The sequence below is a fragment of the Pantoea sp. nfd-35 genome, assembly GCF_056892255.1.
The window spans coordinates 276,502-290,431 of the sequence record NZ_CP122404.1 but is presented as its reverse complement, the minus strand read 5'-3'; the positions used below and the strand labels follow the sequence as shown (position 1 = coordinate 290,431).

Sequence of the window (13,930 nt, the reverse complement as noted above, 5' to 3'; positions counted from 1 at the left end):
AAAGATGATGCCGCCGTCCGGTTTTACGGGGTATTGCGGCGGTACAATGCCCACTCATCTATGCGCTCTCCCGAAGGCAAGGTACAGTATCCCTCTTCGCCAGCCGCTGTTTTCACGCTGTCAATTTTGCCGCCGACAGCAAGGCAATGTTGGGATGCAGGATTAGCCAGCTGTGATGTCGATGTTTCACGCGGTGAGGGTGAGGACAGACAGCCAGAGAGCAGCAGAGAGAGTAAAATCGGTAAAAAGGTTCTCATATAACCTGCTTGTTGTTGAAGAGCGCATTCACATGCTATCCGGATTTATCGGGTAAATCATTATAGCCACTCAAAAGGAGAAGGATGATGTCTGACAAACCGTTAAAAATCGTCACGCTGCTGGGAAGCCTGAGGCAAGGCTCGTACAACGCAATGATCGCACGTGCACTCTCACAGCTGGCGCCAGAGGGGATGACCATAGATGCACTGCCATCCATTCGGGATATTCCACTGTACGATGCGGATCTTCAGCAAGAAGAGGGATTCCCCGCCACGGTTGACACGCTGGCTGCACGTATTCGCGAGGCTGATGGCGTCATTATCGTCACACCCGAATATAACTACTCCGTGCCTGGCGGTTTAAAGAATGCCATTGACTGGTTATCTCGCGTACCGAATCAACCCTTGGCGGGTAAACCGGTGGCGATTCAAACCAGTTCCATGGGCGCTATTGGTGGAGCACGTTGTCAGTATCACCTGCGTCAGATTCTGGTATTTCTCGATGCCATGGTGCTGAACAAGCCGGAATTTATGGGTGGGGCGATCCAGAATAAAGTCGATGAGCAGGCCGGGAAGGTGATTGAGCAAGGCACGCTGGAACATCTGGCAAAACAGTTAGCCGCGTTCAGTGATTTTATTCGCAGGGTAAGCGAGGGGTGATTTAAGTTAATCCTCTGAGAAGAACCACGCTCTGCAAAAAGCGTGGTTCTTAAATTGTCGATTAACGAAGTAAAGACAGCATAGTCTGAGGTACCTGATTGGCCTGGGCCAGTACCGACGAGCCCGCCTGCTGCAGAATCTGCGCGCGTGACATGTTCGACACTTCCGTCGCATAGTCCGCATCCTGGATACGGCTTCGTGCTGCAGTCAGGTTAGTCACGGTGTTATTCAGGTTACTGATTGTAGACTCAAAGCGGTTCTGAGATGCACCCAGCAGGCTGCGCTGACTGTCGACGGCCTTGATGGCTTTATCGATATCCGCCAGTGGGGTGCTGCCTGATGCGGTGCCACCACTACCGCCGGTTACGGCACCCTTCAGCACGTCAAAACCAATAGCCGCAGTGCTACGGGCGGTTCCGTTAACTGTCTGGCCAGTGGTCACGCTGGTATTCTGCACGGTGCCTGACGAGGCGTTACCGGCCGCAGCAAGATCGAAGCTGTCACTGGAACTCAGAGTGATACCGATAGTCTGGCCATCCTGCGCACCGACCTGGAAATTGTAAGTGCTGCTACCCGATCCTGTGTTGAGGACTTTCAGACCGTTGAAATCTGTCTGCTTGGTATCGCGGTCAATCTCCTGCATACGCTGGTTAACTTCAGCCTGGATTGAGTCAATATCAGATGCTGAGTTGGAGCTGTTCTGAGCCTGAACAGTCAGGTCACGGACACGCTGCAGGTTGTTGTTTATTTCATCCAGTGCACCTTCAGCCGTCTGAGACAATGAAATACCGTCATTGGCGTTACGTGCGGCAACCGTCAGGCCGTCAATATTCGATGTGAAACGGTTAGCAATCGCTTCACCGGCCGCGTCATCTTTGGCGCTGTTGATACGCAGGCCTGATGACAGGCGCTCGATAGCCGTACCCAATGATGACTGTGACTTATTCAGGTTGTTTTGAGTAATTAACGACAGAACGTTTGTGTTGATCACTGACATGGTAAATTCCTTCTTATAGAAACGTATTATTTACGCCTTATTATTATCGAGCTGACTACGCCAAACTTTAATGAAAAGACGCCAGTTAAGATTAATTAGTGAATGGTTTTTTTTACAGGGCGGTGAAGTTGTAAATACAGAAACAACTCAGAAAAAAGTTATTATAAGCACACACAAACCTCAATCAGAAGAATAACTTTTTAAAGGTTAAAAACCTTTTGTTACAGCATTTATCATCAAAAAGCACAGATGATTAAATATTTACATTATTAGCCGCATGGTATGATGAGTCATGTTTTTTCTGTAACACAGCCTCTCATTAAGGAAATTACATTAACTCTCCCTAATTAAAAAGTAAGATATATCATTATCCGGCATTACGATGATAATAATTATTTTTTTACATTTTCCCACAAGAAAGACAGACGTCCGTAATCATGAAAATTGCTGGCAGCGTTAAAACCTGTTTGTCATGAAAAACGACGGGAGTTCAGCCTTGGCTCTCATGCCCGGAGACATCGGTTAGCGGACGGGTAATAATGTTGAACGGCTTTATCGTGTTCAGCTTAAGCAGAGAAGGGAAGAACGGGGAACCGGTCTGGGAAAAGACAACATCAAACTGCAGCGCGCTGATGGCAAGGTGTACCATCAGCGCGGAAGATAAAAATTTCGGCCAAACCAGAATTACATTTTTGCGAACTGTGCAGAGAGGTAATCCCCCGTCTGCGTCATTGAAGACACCAGCGTACTCAGATTGGTGAACTCCGTTTTATACTGCGCCATGACCGCGGTGATCTGATCATTAACGTTGTTATATTGATCAGACAACTGTTTTAGCGAGGTATTAATCCCTGTCGTCGCGTTTGATACCGTGCCGTTGCTGGCTAACATATCATTGAGTCTGTTGGTCACCTGCGTCGCGAACCCCGTAGTTTTGCCATCACCGGTCAGAAAACTTAAAACATCTGCAGGCTGATTGGTTAAGGCGGCATTCAGCTTGGTGCTGTCTACCGTCAGGTCACCTTTATCGTCCTGGGTAATGCCGAGTTGTGAGAGTACCTGAATGCTTCCGCTACCCTGAGGATCGGAAAACTGGCTGCGCAGGCTGGTCTGGATATTCATTAACGTATTATCCCCCAGCAGATCGCCATTATCGGTACTTGGCGCCTGGCCTTCCTGCACGGGTGTATAATTTGTCTGATCTGCAATGGTTTTTTGCAGGGAATTATAGGCATCAACGTACGTCTGAATCGCCGTCGCCATAGGCGTGGTATCCGTGGCGATAGATAAGGTTTCAGGGGAACCGCTGTTAACTTTATTCAGATTCAGTGTGACCCCTTCAGGGGCATCGGTGACGATGTTGCTGCTGCGCGTGATAGCCAAACCGTTTATCTTCAACTGAGCATCCTGAGCAGCAACCTGCTGTGTCATGCCGTTATTACTGCCGCCACTGCTGTAACTGATATACTGTGACAGCGTCGAGTCATTGGTGCTGACGGTCATCGCATTCGCGGTACCGCTATCACGTGCGGTCAGGGACAAATAGTAGGTGTTATCGTTTGCCATAATCACGCTGGCATTAACGCTACCTTGCTGCTTGTTAATTGCATCACGGATATCTGTCAGACTGGTCTGATCCTGGTTTAAGGTCACGGTCAGCGGCGATTTCTGCCCAGACTGGCTGATGGTAATCGTACGTGATGCCATGCTGCTGTCACCGAGATCGGTACTTTCGCTGCTGGCGGACTTAGAAAGCAGAGACTGCGCGGCGGCGAGCTGATCGACCTCAACGGAATAGTTTCCGGCTGCGGCACCGCTGGCAAGCGTGGCAGTAAAGGCGGTATTTGAGCTGGTGACTTTGGTTGTGGCAATGCTCGAGGCATTTTCCAGCGCAGAGGCGGCCGTTTGCAATTTCGACATTGAACTCTGAACCACGCCCCAGGCCGTCAGCTGCGCATTATAAGACGCCTGCTGATTAGTAATCGGTGTCAGTTGCGCCTGCTCAGCTGACTGTAAATTATCATATAACGTATTGAGGTCGAGGTTAGTACCAGCGCCAAGTGTGCTTATGCTTGCCATATTCTTGTCCTGATGAAGTGACACCAGAACTAAAAATACAATGCATTAATCAGGGGTTTTTCTGATTTTAAATGTTGTTGCAAATCGGTTTATTGTCATTACTTAACCATCAATTTTCTGTTAAGGAGGTAAAAAATTGTTAACGCAATAACAATTTGAAATTCTTCCGGGGCGGTTAATTTGGCTTTTGAATAATCTACATCGGTGCCGTCTGCAAACACATCAGCGATTAATCAGTCATTTAGCCAGCATCCTCCACCTTAAGCCAAATTCATTTTTCCTAATCATCATGGCTCAGTTATTCACTCTGCTTATCCTGTTTAAACCACGATCGACGACAAATTGATGCAAAAAACGGAAAAATACTTAATGCAAATTATGCGGTATCCTGAAAATATCCGTCGCTAATCAATGCGTTTACAACCGGGCCAGAAAGGTGGATGACTGCTTTTTATTGCGTATTCTTCCCTGTTTCCGGTAAAAAATATTTTCGCTGCGCGTTAAGTTTACGATTGTTACATCCATTTACGGCAGCGATCGAAACGTTAACAAAGGTGCACGTTGAAGCACATATCGCAAAGCGGAGCCCAACCCGATGTCAGGGCGCAGGGCGACGTGAAGAGGTGCATATTAATGCGTCGGCTTTATACCTGTCGGGAAAAACGTGCGTCAAAAAGGAAGGGGATGTTTACCGCCTGTCTGACGATCGCACTGAATTCAGGATGCTCGGGATTGAGAAGATAATTCGATTCCACGGGCGAAAGGGCACTGGGCACGCGCAGTGCGACCGATCCCCCGCTTTGTATCCAGGCATCACCAAATAAACGCAGCGCTGCAGGCGCTTCCGGTGCGGCCCAGTCGTCAGGCAGTTGCTTGATATCAATCCATTCAATCAGCCTGTCGGGAACGTCAATGCTCATGAGGGTAAAAAAGTCCAGCACGCTGGCGCTTTGCAGATGGATAAGCGTCTCCAGCATGGTGAGGGAAGCAGTTTCAGAAGCGTAGACCATCGATACGCCGACGCTGTTCCAGCGTCCGCCGCCTTCACGGGCACCAAAACCGCTCCAGGCCGACCCCAGATAGCGCGTTTTGGTCATGCGATAGAGCTTCAAGAATACACACCGTGTTCAAGCCGGGTAATGAGTTTCAGCACTTCATAAGCACCGGTTTCTGACGCAACCAGATCGGCCGGTTTTTTATTGCCTAAGGCGCGCGCAGGCTCATTGAGCCACTGCCGTGCCTTTTCTTTATCACCCTCAAACAGCTCAACCGCACGATCCATCACGCGAATAAAACGCACCAGCCGTTCGCTCTGCTCCGCAGTAAAGCGGCTTTTAACGCCGCGGGTGAAGGTTGAGCCCGCAATGCCGGTCATACGGCGCAGTTCTGCCTGAGAGATTTGCGCCCAGGTGACAATGCGACTGGCTACCGTGCCGTCCAGACCATCATCGATTTGATCCATCAGCATCACGCCGTCAGCACTGCTCAGGCCAGCAAATTGCCATAGACGATCCGGTTCTGCAGCGGATACGGGTAAAGTGAACTGTTTCATCATCACCTCCATTTGGTTGTTCTATTATAGCCAAATGGTGATATCGTTCAATCAGTTATTGATGCACTGTCATCATAAGAAAATAAAGTCGTTTTATCATTTCTCTGGCTGCAGACAGAGAAACGAAGTTATACCGCCTTGACGGTCAGCGCCGGGGCTGACAAGAAAACGTAAAGCGTGGCTGAAAACAAAGGAAAAACGGCTACGAACGACGCATTTAGCTGGACGTCATTACAGGTACACCATGGTCAGTGTGGCTTCTACAGGCAGGGCATCATTTTTTAATATGGCAAGATTTTTACCCAAGGCAACTCTTATCGATGACTGTGTTATATTGCCGCTCTTAAACGCAGGTACTGGGCTCAACCGATAGGGACTATCCGTTATGAAACGACACGATATTAATTCTTCCTCCCTTTTCCGCAGTGCGGGATTCGACCCGACGTCAGGCGTACTGGAACTTGAATACCGCAATGGCACCTGCCGTCGCTGGCTTGCCGTGCCTGCTCATACCTATCAGGGATTCTGTGCTGCCCTCGATCAGGACGCTTTTTTCCGCGAAAGTATCGACAACCGTTTCTTCTCCATGTATCAAAAGAGTGATGCCTAAGCGCATTGCTGAAGCCCTGAAAACATTGACCGCCGTCACCGTTTTCAGGGCATTGACGTGGCAGGGATAACCAGACACATTCGGGTCTGCCTGTTGCTGGCTGCCAGTATTATCCCTGCAGGCTGATCTTTCTGTCTGCGCAGTGAGGTAACGATGAAAAAATCGCTTATCCGCGTTTTTTTAAGTTTAGTCACCCGCATGGCTATGGTACTCGTTGCACTGACAGGAATAACGGTTGCCGCCGAAAACATTCCCTCGTCCGCGCGCTCCGCTGAGCAACCCTGCTGTGGTCCCGTCACGCCTGCCGCTCAGGCGATCCTCACCGTGCTTGATCGGTCGGACGTTGAGCATTTATGGCTCAATCATCATCACGTCAACTGGGAAACCGGTCAGCCTGACAAGCCGGATGACTATTCAGGCCCCGGCAATCATACTCACTGCAGTGCGTTTGCGGCGGCCATGGGGGCCCGGCTGGGTGTGTATATGCTCAGGCCACCACAGCACAGCCAGATATTGCTCGCAAGCGCGCAGACACGCTGGTTCGACAGTCAGGAAGGGCGTCAGGCGGGCTGGATTAGGGCGGCCGATGCACTACATGCACAGCAGCTTGCTAACCAGGGAATGCTGGTCGTGATTTCCTATGAAAGCCCCGATAAGCACAGGCCTGGTCATATCGTTATTGTCCGACCTTCATCAATCACGCTGGCGAAATTGCGCGCAGAGGGGCCCTACATCACCCAGGCCGGAACCCATAACCTGCTTGTCGGCAATGCAGCCACTGCGTTTGCGGGCCACCCGGGGGCCTGGCCTAACGGCGTGAAGTTTTTTGCGCACGCATTACGGCAATGACGCCGGGAGAGATGCGAGGCCAGTTTAGCCTGTGGTGTAAACGGCCTGGAACAGTAGCGTTCTGCCCGCCATTTTTACGCCCGAATCTGAATCCCTTCGGTAATGATGTGCTGGACACTCTTCACCGTTTGTTCAAAAAACACAGGATCGCTGAGTGTTTTACCGGTAATCGCCTCAACCTGCACACCAAAATCTGCGTAATGCTGAGTGGTGGCCCACAGCATAAAAATCAACTGCATCGGATCGATGGGTGCGATCAACTCATCTTTAATCCAGCCGCGAATCACGTCCGATTTATCCTCCACCAGCGTTTTCAGGCTGCCGCCCAGCTCCTGTTTCAGCAGCGGTGCGCCCTGAACCATCTCCAGACAAAATAATCTTGAGGCCTGAGGATGGTCACGGGAGACGCAAAGCTTCAGACGAATATATTCCCGTATTGCTTCCAGAGGATGCTGATCGGACTGCAGTGCTTTAAGCGGTGCCAGCCAGATATCCAGCAGCCCTTTGAGCACCGCAATGTATAAATCTTCTTTCGAGGGAAAGTAGTAGAACAGATTGGTTTTCGAGACATCCGCGCGTTCAGCAACCTGCTCAAGACGGGTGCCGTGAAAGCCATACAGTGAGAAGAATTCCAGTGCAGCGGCCATGATAGCGCCACGTTTGGCAGCAACCGCTCGCGAACGTCGCGTCACAGATTTCGATGGCGTTTTCGCGGCGAGGTTTTCTCCGGCGTCAGACCCCGGGTTTTCGGACAATGGCTTCACAACATTTCCCTGATACACACAACAAGGCCAAAAGCATAACAAATAGGCATTAAGGCGACTATCGTCATACGCGTTATTTATAAACACAACCTGATAACAACCCAGCACAACCAATATTTAACAAAACTGCACCATTTGCGCTCAACTCTGCCTGATTAACGTGCAGTTATTTTTGAGTAAATGGTCTGTTTTAGACCATTTGCTCCATTACAAATCTACACAATCCCATAACATTATGTTTTAAATGACTTTTTAAAAACTGGCATCCGCTTTGCAAATGTCCTTACGTCAGGAGATTTCAGCACGGTGCAACAGGAACGCGCAGGACGCACTTAAGCCGCGCAGAGATTTTCGCAAGCCCTTGTTGTCGTCCCAATTATTTTCAATCGAGGTGAGCTATGAAAATCGGTGTCTTTATTCCTATCGGTAACAACGGTTGGCTAATTTCAGAAACTGCGCCGCAGTACAAGCCAACCTTCGAACTGAATAAAACCATTGTGCAGAAAGCAGAGCACTACCATTTCGACTTCGCGCTCTCGATGATCAAACTGCGCGGCTTCGGCGGTAAAACGGAATTCTGGGAACACAACATGGAGTCATTCACGTTGATGGCCGGTCTGGCCGCCGTAACGTCCCGCATTCAGCTCTACGCCACCGCCGCCACCCTGGTCATGCCACCGGCAATCGTTGCGCGCATGGCTGCCACAATTGACTCCATCTCCAACGGCCGGTTCGGCGTGAACGTGGTAACCGGCTGGCAGAAACCGGAATACGAACAAATGGGCATGTGGCCTGGCGATGACTATTTTACCCGCCGCTACGATTACCTGACCGAATATGTCAGCGTACTGCGCGATCTGTGGGGAACAGGGCACTGCACGCTTGACGGCGAATTTTTCAAAATGGATGACTGTCGCGTCAGTCCACGCCCGCAAAGCGAAATGAAAGTCATCTGCGCCGGACAAAGTGACGCCGGCATGGCGTTTTCCGCCAAACACGCCGATTTTAACTTCTGCTTTGGCAAAGGCGTCAACACGCCAACCGCTTTTGCACCTACCGCAGCCCGCATGAAAACAGCGGCTGACGCTGAAAACCGTGACGTGTCCTCTTACGTGTTGTTCATGGTGATTGCCGATGAAACCGACGAGGCCGCGCGCGCCAAATGGGAGCTGTACAAAGCCGGTGCTGATGCGGAAGCCCTGTCATGGCTCACCGACCAGAGCAGTAAAGATACCCGCTCCGGCAGCGATACCAATGTTCGCCAGATGGCCGATCCCACGTCAGCGGTCAACATCAACATGGGGACGCTGGTCGGCTCCTGGGCCAGCGTCGCCAGAATGCTTGATGAGATCGATACGGTTCCCGGTGCGGGCGGCGTATTGCTGACCTTTGACGATTTCGTCGAAGGCATTGAAAACTTTGGTCGTTACATCCAGCCGTTAATGAAAACGCGCCAGCACATCGGCATTGAGCAGAAAGAGGTCGCATGATGAACATTGTTGAAAATCAAACCGTGGTTCGCCGCGCGCCCGATAATGCTGGCGAGGAAAGGGTGCTGGCCGCGCGTCCTGAAGCCATTGGTTTCACCCCGCAGCAGACGGCGCTTATTGTGGTGGATATGCAAAACGCTTACGCCTCGCAGGGCGGTTATCTTGATCTGGCAGGCTTTGACGTGTCTGCCACCGCGCCGGTCATTGCCAATATCAAAGTGGCGATTGCCGCTGCTCGCGCGGCAGGCATTAAAGTGATCTTTTTCCAGAACGGCTGGGACAATCAGTATGTCGAAGCCGGGGGCGCGGGCTCGCCCAACTTCCATAAATCCAATGCGCTGAAAACAATGCGCAAACGTCCCGAGCTGATGGGCAAACTGCTGGCGAAAGGGGACTGGGATTACGATCTGGTCGATGAACTGCAACCCCAGCCGGGCGATATTGTGCTGCCAAAACCACGCTACAGCGGCTTCTTTAATACCCAGTTGGATAGCCTGCTGCGCAGCTACGGCATTCATCATCTGGTTTTCACCGGCATCGCCACCAACGTGTGCGTCGAATCCACCCTGCGTGACGGCTTCTTTCTGGAATATTTTGGCGTCGTACTGGAAGACGCGACACACCAGGCGGGCCCCGAGTTTGCGCAAAAAGCCGCGATTTATAACATCGAAACGTTTTTTGGTTGGGTCTCCAGCGTAAGCCACTTCTGCGACGCGGTGGGTTACAAAACTGAACAAAACGCGGCCTGACCGCTTGTGAAAAGGACAATGAACGATGCCTAAACGCGCCATTATTCCAGCCGGCAGCGGTGTTCCGCTGGCGCCATTTGTTCCCGGTACGCTTGCCGATGGGGTCCTGTACGTTTCCGGTACTTTGCCTTTTGATAAAGACAACAACGTCGTACATGTGGGCGATGCGGCAGCACAAACCCGCCATGTACTGGAGATCATCAAAAGCGTGATCGAAACCGCAGGCGGCAGCATGGATGACGTCACCATGAACTCGATTTTTATCACCGACTGGGCGAATTACGGGGCAGTGAATCAGGTCTATGCGGAGTATTTCCCGGGTGAAAAACCGGCAAGGTTCTGCATTCAGTGTGGGCTGGTGAAACCGGATGCGTTGATCGAAATCGCATCGATTGCCCACCTTGGCAAATAATCTGTTCGGTGATGTATTTCATCTGAGGAAACAGTATGTATTACAAGGTATTGGGTCAGCAAAACGCTGATGCAGAAACCGTCGTGCTCTCCTCGGGTCTCGGCGGCTCCGGGGGATTCTGGCAGCCTCAGCTGGCGATGCTCTCGGCGCATTTTCGGGTGGTGGTCTATGACCAGTACGGCACCGGCGCCAGTCAGGGTAGCGTACCCGCCGGTTACCGGATGGAGGATATGGCCGATGAGCTGGCAGGCTTACTTAACGCGCTGAATATCAGCCGCTGTCATCTGGTCGGTCACGCACTGGGCGGCATTATGGGTCTGCATCTTGCCCTGCGTTATCCCGCGCTGCTGCAAAGTCTGGTGGTAATTAATGGCTGGACAGTCCTTAACAGCCAGACGCGCCGCTGCTTCGACGTCCGTCGGAACCTGCTGCTTAACAGCGGCGTAGATGCCTACGTGCAGGCGCAGCCGCTGTTTCTGTACCCGGGTGACTGGCTTTCTGAACATGAAGCTTTCCTGCAGGAAGAGCGCCAGCATCAGGTGGCGAACTTTCAGGGGATGGAAAACCTGCTGCATCGCCTGCAGGCGCTGATGGACTCCGATCTGACCACCTCGCTCAAAGGCGTCATCGCGCCGACCCTGGCGTTGAGCGCTAAAGATGATTTGCTGGTGCCCTGGTCCTGTTCAGCCGATCTCGCCTCGCGTCTTCCCCATGGCGAGCACCGGCAAATGGGCTACGGCGGACATGCCATGAGCGTAACGGACCCCGATACGTTTAACCCGATTTTACTGGACTGGCTGCAGCGGCAGGCTTCGCATCCATCCGGAACACCGTCTGATTTCATACCTGTGGAGATGCCATGACCGAAGCATTAACCGCCAGCGCGCTGGCCACGTTGTTCACCGAAGCCCGCACCCATAACGGCTGGCTGAATAAACCGGTAACAGGCGAACAACTGAAAACGATTTACGAACTGGCGCGCATGGGGCCGACCTCGGCGAACTGCAGCCCGGTGCGCATCGTATTTATTCAGAGCCAGGAAGCGAAACAACAACTGGCGCCGGCACTTTCCAGTGGCAATCTGAAGAAAACGATGACCGCTCCGGTGACGGCGATTATTGCCTGGGATCCGGAATTCTATGAGCTGCTGCCTGAACTGTTTCCGTCCGGCGATGCCCGTTCATGGTTCACCTCCAGCCCACAGCTGGCACAGGATACCGCGTTCCGCAACAGCAGTTTACAGGCTGCGTATCTGATTATGGCCTGTCGCGCGATCGGCCTGGATACCGGACCGATGTCCGGTTTCGACAATGCCAAAGTTGATGAAACCTTTCTGGCGCAAGAAGGCTGGAAATCGAATTTTCTGATTAACATTGGTTACGGCGACAGCAGCAAAGTCTATCCGCGCGCACCGCGCCTGGACTTTGACCGCGCCTGTCGCGTGCTGTAAGCATCACCGATCATGACTGAGGACACGAGCATGCAATCAACCCTGAACGCCACACTGCCCGCGACCGACATGCCCCTTGCTGAAAAAGAGGCTGCCGTTGAGAAACAGGAATACCGCAATGCCATGGCGCGCCTCGGCTCTGCCGTCAACATCATCACCACTGACGGCCCCGGCGGTCGGGCAGGTTTCACCGCCTCTGCTGTGTGCAGCGTCACCGATACGCCACCGACACTGCTGGTGTGCCTGAACCGTTCTGCGTCGGTACATCCGGCGTTTATACAAAATCAGGTGCTGTGCGTAAACACGCTAGCCGACAGCCACGAATCACTTTCTAATTTATTCGGCGGAAAAACGCCGATGGAACAACGCTTCGACGCCGCCGAATGGACAGATCTCGCCACCGGCTCCCCGATCCTCACTAACGCGCTGGTGTCATTTGACTGCAAGGTCACGCAGATCACCCGGGTCGGTACTCACGATATTATGTTTTGTGAAGTTGTTGCACTCCGTTGCAACGATGACTGCCACGGACTGGCGTATTTCGACCGACGCTATCATCCGCTGATGCGTCAGATAGCCTGTTAACTCAATCCGCATTCAACTTAGTAAGGATCGTACATGGCACATTCCTGGTTTCCGCAATGGCGTAAAAGAGAAGGTAATCTGGATGGCGCGGTGATCGCACCGGATGAACGGCTACCGTTTGGCGCGACGGTGATCATGGGACTGCAACACACGGTGGCGATGTTTGGCGCCACGGTACTCATGCCATTGCTGATGGGGTTTGACGCCAATATGGCGATCCTGATGTCGGGCATCGGCACGCTGCTGTTCTTCCTGGTTGTAGGCGGGCGCGTGCCGAGTTATCTCGGTTCCAGTGCTGCATTTGTCGGGTTAGTGATTGCCGTGACCGGCTACAGCGGCCACGGCGTGAACCCGAATATCGGCGTCGCGCTGGGCGGGATTATCGCCTGTGGCCTGATTTACATGCTGATCGGTTTTGTCGTCATGGCGGTTGGCACGCGCTGGATTGAGCGCCTGATGCCGCCGGTGGTGACGGGCGCGGTAGTGATGGCGATTGGACTCAATCTGGCGCCGATTGCCATAAACAGCGTATCCGCTTCATCGTTTGACAGCTGGATGGCGGTGATGACGGTGCTGTGTATCGGATCGGTGGCGGTGTTTACACGCGGTCTGGTACAGCGACTGTTACTGTTGCTGGGTCTGGTGGCGGCGTACCTGATTTATATGGCGATCACCAACGGCCTCGGGCTGGGCACGCCGGTGAATTTCAGCGCCGTGGCGCAGGCGCCCTGGTTCGGCGTGCCCACCGTCACTACGCCGGTATTCAGCACGCACGCTATGCTGATGATTGCGCCGGTGGCGGTGATCCTGGTTGCGGAAAACCTTGGCCATATTAAAGCCGTGGCGGGGATGACCGGTAAAAATCTCGATCCCTACATGGGCCGCGCCTTTATCGGGGATGGCCTGGCGACCTTGCTTTCGGCTTCGGCGGGCGGCACCGGCGTGACAACCTATGCCGAAAATATCGGCGTCATGGCCGTCACTAAAATTTACTCCACGCTGATTTTTGTTGCCGCAGCGATCATGGCCATTGTGTTGGGTTTTTCGCCTAAATTTGGTGCATTGATCCACACCATTCCTGGCCCGGTGCTCGGTGGAGCATCCATCGTGGTATTTGGCTTGATTGCCGTAGCTGGCGCCCGCATCTGGGTACAAAACCACGTTGATTTGGGCCTGAATGGCAATCTCATCATGGTGGCAGTTACGCTGGTACTGGGTGCGGGCAACTTCACCCTAAGCCTGGGCGGCTTCAGCATGGGCGGCATCGGCACCGCGACCTTTGGGGCGATTTTACTCAATGCTTTCCTGAGCCGCAGCAAAATGGCAAAGACGCCGCCTGAGATTGAGGCAGCCACAGAAACGGCGCTGAGAGAGCCGTAACCTTTTATTGCTGCGTCTGTTGTCTGTGGGTGTTAAGGGTGCCTGGTGATCGTTGCATAACACTAACCAGGCATTTTTCACCGCCTTTGCGCGCCT

The 13,930-nt window shown here is 52.5% G+C and carries 16 protein-coding genes; 10 read left to right on the top strand and 6 right to left on the bottom strand.

Annotation, left to right across the window (positions count from 1 at the left end; genetic code table 11):
• Positions 1-23 precede the first annotated feature (23 nt).
• Positions 24-257, bottom strand: a complete 234-nt coding sequence (locus tag P9J57_RS21765) for a putative hemolysin (RefSeq protein WP_013027857.1) — start codon at positions 255-257, stop codon at positions 24-26.
• A gap of 87 nt (positions 258-344) precedes the next feature.
• Here P9J57_RS21765 and P9J57_RS21760 point away from each other — a divergent pair, with 87 nt between their 5' ends.
• Positions 345-917: an NADPH-dependent FMN reductase gene (locus P9J57_RS21760; RefSeq protein WP_483279554.1), complete on the top strand. Its 573-nt coding sequence runs from the start codon at positions 345-347 to the stop codon at positions 915-917.
• Positions 918-978: 61 nt separating this feature from the next.
• Here P9J57_RS21760 and P9J57_RS21755 read toward each other — a convergent pair whose 3' ends face one another.
• The 4 genes from P9J57_RS21755 to parS form a co-directional block, all read right to left on the bottom strand.
• On the bottom strand, positions 979-1,914 hold the full coding sequence (locus P9J57_RS21755; protein ID WP_013027859.1) for a flagellin N-terminal helical domain-containing protein: 936 nt from the start codon (positions 1,912-1,914) through the stop codon (positions 979-981).
• Between the two features lie 684 nt (positions 1,915-2,598).
• Positions 2,599-3,993: a flagellar filament capping protein FliD gene (fliD, locus tag P9J57_RS21750; RefSeq protein WP_014333136.1), complete on the bottom strand. Its 1,395-nt coding sequence runs from the start codon at positions 3,991-3,993 to the stop codon at positions 2,599-2,601.
• A gap of 644 nt (positions 3,994-4,637) precedes the next feature.
• The gene (locus P9J57_RS21745; protein WP_013027861.1) at positions 4,638-5,105 is read right to left on the bottom strand and encodes an RES family NAD+ phosphorylase; all 468 of its coding nucleotides are present in this window, start codon (positions 5,103-5,105) and stop codon (positions 4,638-4,640) included.
• A complete protein-coding gene (parS, locus tag P9J57_RS21740) occupies positions 5,102-5,545 on the bottom strand; it encodes a type II RES/Xre toxin-antitoxin system antitoxin (RefSeq protein ID WP_014598335.1) in 444 nt (147 codons plus the stop codon). Before parS ends, P9J57_RS21745 begins: the two co-directional genes overlap by 4 nt.
• Before the next feature lie 385 nt (positions 5,546-5,930).
• Here parS and P9J57_RS21735 point away from each other — a divergent pair, with 385 nt between their 5' ends.
• Positions 5,931-6,155 (top strand): KTSC domain-containing protein, encoded by a 225-nt coding sequence (locus tag P9J57_RS21735; protein ID WP_013027863.1) that lies wholly within the window; start codon positions 5,931-5,933, stop codon positions 6,153-6,155.
• 153 nt (positions 6,156-6,308) lie between these two features.
• Positions 6,309-7,004, top strand: coding sequence for a hypothetical protein (locus tag P9J57_RS21730; RefSeq protein ID WP_019106864.1), 696 nt, complete (start codon positions 6,309-6,311; stop codon positions 7,002-7,004).
• A gap of 74 nt (positions 7,005-7,078) precedes the next feature.
• Here P9J57_RS21730 and rutR read toward each other — a convergent pair whose 3' ends face one another.
• Positions 7,079-7,768, bottom strand: coding sequence for an HTH-type transcriptional regulator RutR (rutR, locus tag P9J57_RS21725; protein ID WP_014598333.1), 690 nt, complete (start codon positions 7,766-7,768; stop codon positions 7,079-7,081).
• 398 nt (positions 7,769-8,166) lie between these two features.
• Here rutR and rutA point away from each other — a divergent pair, with 398 nt between their 5' ends.
• The 7 genes from rutA (at position 8,167) to rutG (ending at position 13,834) form a co-directional block, all read left to right on the top strand.
• Entirely contained in the window at positions 8,167-9,258 is a 1,092-nt protein-coding gene (rutA, locus tag P9J57_RS21720; RefSeq protein ID WP_013027866.1) for a pyrimidine utilization protein A, read from the top strand.
• Positions 9,258-10,007 carry a pyrimidine utilization protein B gene (rutB, locus tag P9J57_RS21715; RefSeq protein WP_014333147.1) on the top strand — a complete coding sequence of 250 codons (750 nt, stop codon included), beginning with the start codon at positions 9,258-9,260 and terminating at the stop codon, positions 10,005-10,007. Before rutA ends, rutB begins: the two co-directional genes overlap by 1 nt.
• A gap of 25 nt (positions 10,008-10,032) precedes the next feature.
• The gene (gene rutC / locus P9J57_RS21710; RefSeq protein ID WP_013027868.1) at positions 10,033-10,419 is read left to right on the top strand and encodes a pyrimidine utilization protein C; all 387 of its coding nucleotides are present in this window, start codon (positions 10,033-10,035) and stop codon (positions 10,417-10,419) included.
• A gap of 35 nt (positions 10,420-10,454) precedes the next feature.
• Positions 10,455-11,282: a pyrimidine utilization protein D gene (rutD, locus tag P9J57_RS21705; RefSeq protein WP_014598331.1), complete on the top strand. Its 828-nt coding sequence runs from the start codon at positions 10,455-10,457 to the stop codon at positions 11,280-11,282.
• On the top strand, positions 11,279-11,869 hold the full coding sequence (locus P9J57_RS21700) for a malonic semialdehyde reductase (RefSeq protein ID WP_013027870.1): 591 nt from the start codon (positions 11,279-11,281) through the stop codon (positions 11,867-11,869). The genes rutD and P9J57_RS21700 overlap by 4 nt, the downstream gene beginning before the upstream one ends.
• A gap of 69 nt (positions 11,870-11,938) precedes the next feature.
• On the top strand, positions 11,939-12,454 hold the full coding sequence (rutF, locus tag P9J57_RS21695; protein ID WP_088900766.1) for an NADH-dependent FMN reductase RutF: 516 nt from the start codon (positions 11,939-11,941) through the stop codon (positions 12,452-12,454).
• 33 nt (positions 12,455-12,487) lie between these two features.
• Positions 12,488-13,834 carry a pyrimidine utilization transport protein G gene (rutG, locus tag P9J57_RS21690; protein WP_483279522.1) on the top strand — a complete coding sequence of 449 codons (1,347 nt, stop codon included), beginning with the start codon at positions 12,488-12,490 and terminating at the stop codon, positions 13,832-13,834.
• Positions 13,835-13,930 lie beyond the last annotated feature (96 nt).

Coding starts and splice junctions, on each gene's coding strand:
- P9J57_RS21765 (WP_013027857.1), bottom strand. CDS start 257: ATGAGAACCTTTTTACCGATTTTACTCTCTCTGCTGCTCTCTGGCTGT.
- P9J57_RS21760 (WP_483279554.1), top strand. CDS start 345: ATGTCTGACAAACCGTTAAAAATCGTCACGCTGCTGGGAAGCCTGAGG.
- P9J57_RS21755 (WP_013027859.1), bottom strand. CDS start 1,914: ATGTCAGTGATCAACACAAACGTTCTGTCGTTAATTACTCAAAACAAC.
- fliD (WP_014333136.1), bottom strand. CDS start 3,993: ATGGCAAGCATAAGCACACTTGGCGCTGGTACTAACCTCGACCTCAAT.
- parS (WP_014598335.1), bottom strand. CDS start 5,545: ATGAAACAGTTCACTTTACCCGTATCCGCTGCAGAACCGGATCGTCTA.
- P9J57_RS21735 (WP_013027863.1), top strand. CDS start 5,931: ATGAAACGACACGATATTAATTCTTCCTCCCTTTTCCGCAGTGCGGGA.
- P9J57_RS21730 (WP_019106864.1), top strand. CDS start 6,309: ATGAAAAAATCGCTTATCCGCGTTTTTTTAAGTTTAGTCACCCGCATG.
- rutA (WP_013027866.1), top strand. CDS start 8,167: ATGAAAATCGGTGTCTTTATTCCTATCGGTAACAACGGTTGGCTAATT.
- rutB (WP_014333147.1), top strand. CDS start 9,258: ATGAACATTGTTGAAAATCAAACCGTGGTTCGCCGCGCGCCCGATAAT.
- rutC (WP_013027868.1), top strand. CDS start 10,033: ATGCCTAAACGCGCCATTATTCCAGCCGGCAGCGGTGTTCCGCTGGCG.
- rutD (WP_014598331.1), top strand. CDS start 10,455: ATGTATTACAAGGTATTGGGTCAGCAAAACGCTGATGCAGAAACCGTC.
- P9J57_RS21700 (WP_013027870.1), top strand. CDS start 11,279: ATGACCGAAGCATTAACCGCCAGCGCGCTGGCCACGTTGTTCACCGAA.
- rutF (WP_088900766.1), top strand. CDS start 11,939: ATGCCCCTTGCTGAAAAAGAGGCTGCCGTTGAGAAACAGGAATACCGC.
- rutG (WP_483279522.1), top strand. CDS start 12,488: ATGGCACATTCCTGGTTTCCGCAATGGCGTAAAAGAGAAGGTAATCTG.